Raw genomic sequence first — 4,863 nt, 5'->3', positions numbered from 1 at the left:
CGCGTCGCCACTGCTGCCGGCGCATCCTGGCTGTTCACCAATGCCTGTAGTTCTGCCCGCGCATCCGTTGTCAGTTCCATTCATTCATTAAACACCGCAATCAACCTTTTGTAAAGTCGGTGGAATCACGAGACACTAGAGCGTGATAAGAAAAGGGCTATGTCATTCCATTGGGATATCTATGAGCGGTAGGTGAGGAGGTAGGAGCCGGCTCCGCCGACTATGCAGAGGGTGGTGCCGCCGGGATGCCAGGCGATTTTGAAGAGGGGGCTGGCGACGCGGAGAGCGCATTGGCACCGGCGGCCGGCCACCGTCCAGATCCTGATGGTCTGGTCGTGGCTTGCGGTGGCGAGTAGAGTGCCGTCCGGGGAGAACGCGCAGCCTTCCACCCAGCCGGGGTGGGCGAGCGCGGCGTGCTCGATGCCAGTAGCGACGCGCCACAGGCGGGCCGTCCGGTCGTCGCTAACGGTGGCAAAAAGGGTGCCGTCGGGGCTGAACGCGCAGTTGTTGACGGAATCTGTATGCCCTGCCAGTTCCGTCGCCACCGTACCGCCCGGCACGTGCCACAGCCGGACCACCCCATCCTTGAAGGTGGTGGCAAGGAGGCGGCTGTCTGGGGAGAACGCGCAGCTCTCCACGGGGTGGCTATGGCCGGCGAGCTCTCTATGCAGGGTACCGCTGGCGACGTGCCAGAGCCGTGCCATATGGTCGTCGCTGGTGGTCGCGAGCAGGGTGCCGTCGGGGGAGAACGCACAAGCCCGGACCCGGCCCGGGTGCTTGAGCGTCGCGGCTACGGCGCCGGTGGGCACCTGCCACAGTCTCGCTGTGCGGTCGAAGCTGGTGGTGACGAGGAGGCTACCGTCCGGAGAGAACGCGCAACTGTTCACCCTGCTCGTGTGGCCGGCCAGCACGGCCGTGGGGGTCGGGTTGGGCAGCTGCCACAGCCGCGCGACGCCGTCCTGGCCGGCGGTGGCGAGCAGGGCGCCGTCCCGGGAGAACACGCAGTTCCACATCCGGGTCGTGTGGCCGGTCGATATCACCGGTCCGGTGCCGCCTGCGAGTGGCCACAGCCGGACCGTCCCGTCCATGCTGGTGCTGGCGAGCAGGGTGCCGTCCGGGGAGAACGCACAGCCACGGGCCCCGCTGGGGTGGCCAGTCAGCGTCTCTTTCGCCGTCCCGCCGGGTAGCTGCCACAGACGAACGGTCGTGTCCTGGCCAGTGGTGGCGAGCAGGGCGCCGTCCGGGGAGAACGCACAGATGTTGACGATGTCGGTGTGCCCGGGCAGCACCCGGAGTTCCCTGCCGTCGGTGACGTTCCACAACCGTGCAGTGTGATCGTTGCCGGTGGTGGCGAGCAGGGTGCCATCGGGGGAGAACGCACAGCAACTCACCCGGCCGGTGTGGCCGGTCAGCACCTTGGCCTCCTCACCGTCGCCAGCCTTCCACAGCCGTGCCGTGCCGTCCTCGCCTGTCGTGGCGAGCAGGGTGCCGTCCGGGGAGAAAGCGCAGCCCCACACCTCGCCGGTGTGACCGGCCAGCACCCTGCGTACTTTGCTGTCGGCAACGTTCCACAGCCGTGCGGTGCCGTCCCTGCTGGTGGTGGCCAGCAGGGTGCCGTCCGGCGAGAACACGCAGCCCCACACCCAATCGGTGTGGCTGGCGAGCACGGCCTGCACGGTGCCATCGGCGACACGCCACAGGCGTGCCGTGCGGTCGTCGCTGGTGGTGGCGAGCAGGGCGCCGTCGGGGGAGAACGCGCAACCCCACAGCCCGCCGGTGTGGCCCGTGAGCACCGTCCGTTCCGTGCTGTCGGCAACGTTCCATAGCCGTGCGGTGCCGTCGTCGCTGGCGGTGGCGAGCAGAGCGCCGTCGGGGGAGAACGCGCAGCTGATCACCCCGCCGGTGTGGCCGATACCCGTCGCCGGCTGAGTAGGGTCATACCGGTCGGGGAGCAGCCAGGCCGGTTCCAGCCGTGGCCGGGCCAAGCCGTCCTGGTAGCTGCCGAGAACGGGGGCGAGGTCTGAGATGCCGTGCAGTCGGCTGGCCAGGGTCGCCCCGAGCGCGGCGGGTGGATCGACCGGGCCGAGCAGCGGCGCGGCCTGGGCGAGCACCTGCCGCAGCAGGTTCGCAGTCGGCGTGCCCGCCAAGTCCAGGTCGGCGACGGCACCCACGGCCGACCCGAACCGCCGGGTCTTGGCCTCCACCCAGCGCAGGTCGCAGGCCAAGCCGGCCACCTCGTCCAGCATGCCGGCTTCGTGCAGGTGGTAAGCCAGGAACCGCCACAGGTAACCAGCCTCTGCGGGCAGCAGCCACCACGGGGTCCGCCCCTGCGCGTCAGGTGCCGGGAGCAGGCCGGCCGTTGCGGTGACAAATCGGCGGTGTACGCCAGTCCGGGCGGTGGCGTCCCGGCGGGAGCGCAGGTAGGCGCGCATAACGTCGTGCAGGATCAGCCGCGGCCCGGGCGGGTCGAACCGGTAGTCGGCGGTCAGGCCCAGCCCGGTGAGTTCTTCGCAGAGCGGGTCGGCCAGACCGGCGGGCCACAGCAGTCGGAGCATGGCGAGCGGGATGTCCACATCCTCGGGGAAGATCGCCAGATCGAGGTAGCGGTCCCGGTCGGCGGGGTCGAGCAGGGCCAGGCTCGCCTCAACGGTGGCCGCGACCGCCTGGCTCCGGTCCGCCGGCCGGGCCGGGTCGAACGCTGCCGGCCCGGCCGCAGTCAGCCTGCGCGTGATCTCGGCGGCGGCCTGGTCCGGTGACTGGCCCCGTTCTGTCCGCCGCCGCAGTACCCCGTTGACCAGGTTCAGCAGCACCGGCCAGCGGCCCGCCGCCGCGGCCAGTTGTTCGGCTACCGCCGCAGGTATGTCGGCTACCCCATCGGTGGCGAGCGCGCGGGCCTGGTCGGCGGTCATGGTGTCGACCCGGATACGCGGGCCACCCGGGGGCAGCAGGCTGGGGATACGAGTGGTGACCAGCCGGGTGCAGATTCGGCCGCCGTAACGGAACGGGCGTAGCTGCGAGGTGTTCCACACGTCATCGACGACCAGCAGCACCGGCTCCCACTCGTCAAGCAGCCGGCCCAACTCCGCCCCGGCCGCATCCGGGTCGGAGATCGCCGGCCGGCGACCGCGCAGCGCGAACGCCAGATCGTTGACCTTCTCGGCCAGGTCCGCGCCGTGCACCTCTTGGCCCACCGTCACCCACAGCAACCCGCCCGGGTAGCGGCGGCGGGTCTCGGGTCGGTGGCACACCCAGGTCGCTAGCGTCGTCTTCCCGAACCCACCCGCCCCGGCCAGCCCGGTCGTCAGCCCCACCTCGCCCGCACCCGGCGCGGCCAGCGCGGCGACCAGCCGGCTGCCCAGTTCCGGGCGTTCGACCAACCGGTCCAGCGGCGGAGCCATCCACGGCCTCGCCGGCTCGACCCAGGGCGGTTGGAGTTGGGTGCGGGTGAGGGTAGCCAACCCTTCCCCGACCCGGGCGGCCAGGTCGTCGGGGTTGGACACCACCACGGTCACCTGCTCGTCCTGCAGCCGCTGGCGGAACCGGCCCACCCTGCGCCGGTCCAAGTCCGCCAGCGCCATCGGGACGGTGGCCGCGGTCTCGTCGAGCAGGAACACCAGTCGCGGCAGGCACACCTGGCCGGCCACGTCGAACTCGAACTCGGTGAAGGACAGCCCGTCCTCCCGGCCCGGCACCGGGGAACCGTACCGGAACCCGACCACACCCAAGTAGACGTCGCAGCCGGCCACCTCCGCCCGGCACACCTGCGGCGACTGCTGATCCCGGGCGCCGAAGTCGGCCATGTCCACCGCCACCCCGCCGGCCCGGCGCACCGCCGCACACGCCGCCTCGACGTATGACCGCTGCTGTGGGAACGCCGCCAACTCCGAGGTATGGCTGACGAACACCCGCAGCATCCGGGCCGGACCGGATCCCATGGAATGCACGCTACTCGATCGTTCAGATCCTATCTACCTGATTGCCGGGTTGGCTTTTTCGGGCAGCTCCCCGCAGGACTGCCTTTGCCGACCCGGATTGCGGAGGGGCAGACGTCCTCGGTGGAGCCGGCATAGGCCTGCTCGCCTTCCTGCCGTAGGCACGCAATGCAATCGGTGGAGCGGGCCACAGCAGGGGCAACGTCGCTTACTCCTACTCGGAACCTCGGTTGATGAAGTCCCGTTACCGGTCCCGGATATCGGGTGTGGGGGCGACGGATACCGGGTCGGCTCAGGTGCTGCGGAAGCGGTCGGTGGCCTCGAGCAGCTCGTGGACGATGCCGGGCTCGGATGCCGAATGGCCGGCGTCGGGCACGATGCGCAGGTCCGCCTCGGGGAAGGCGCGGTGCAGCGCCCACGCGCTGGTCATGGGGCAGACGACGTCGTACCGCCCCTGCACGATCACGGTGGGGATGTGCCGGATGCGCCCGACGTCGGTGAGGAGCTGGCCGTCGTGATCGAAGAACGCGCCGTTGATGAAGTAGTGGCATTCGATCCGGGCGAATGCCAGGGCGAACTCGTCGCCGGAGTAGCGGTCGACGAGCTCCGGGTCGGGGTGCAGGCGGCTCGTCTTGCCCTCCCAGATGCTCCACGCCTTGGCCGGCGCCTGCCGGGTGGGCGGGTCGTCGCCGGTGAGCCGGGCGTGGTAGGCGTACAGAAGGTCGGCGTGCTCGGCAGCGGGGATCGGAGCGAGGAACTCCTCCCACGTGTCGGGGAACAGGGTGTCGGCGCCGGACTGGTAGAACCAGTCGATCTCTTGTTTGCGGAGCAGGAAGATTCCGCGGAGCACCAGGTCGGTGACGCGGTCGGGGTGGGTTTCGGCGTAGGCTAGTGTCTCGTGATTCCACTAACTTTACTTCCCGTTGTTGTC

1 protein-coding gene and 1 pseudogene are annotated in these 4,863 nt (G+C 70.0%); both read right to left on the bottom strand.

Annotated elements, in window-relative coordinates; all coding sequences use genetic code 11:
* Positions 1–179 precede the first annotated feature (179 nt).
* Positions 180–3,935, bottom strand: coding sequence for a DUF4062 domain-containing protein (locus tag U9980_RS22410; protein WP_322769738.1), 3,756 nt, complete (start codon positions 3,933–3,935; stop codon positions 180–182).
* A 289-nt stretch (positions 3,936–4,224) separates the two neighbouring features.
* A pseudogene (locus U9980_RS22405) lies at positions 4,225–4,824 on the bottom strand (alpha/beta fold hydrolase); the annotation flags it as partial.
* Between the last annotated feature and the right edge of the window lie 39 nt (positions 4,825–4,863).

Origin of the sequence: Protofrankia sp. Cr1, assembly GCF_963555865.1 — a bacterium.
GTDB lineage: Bacteria > Actinomycetota > Actinomycetes > Frankiales > Frankiaceae > Protofrankia.
The sequence above is the reverse complement of the archived record's forward strand: the minus strand, read 5'-3'. Positions and strand labels throughout refer to the sequence as shown.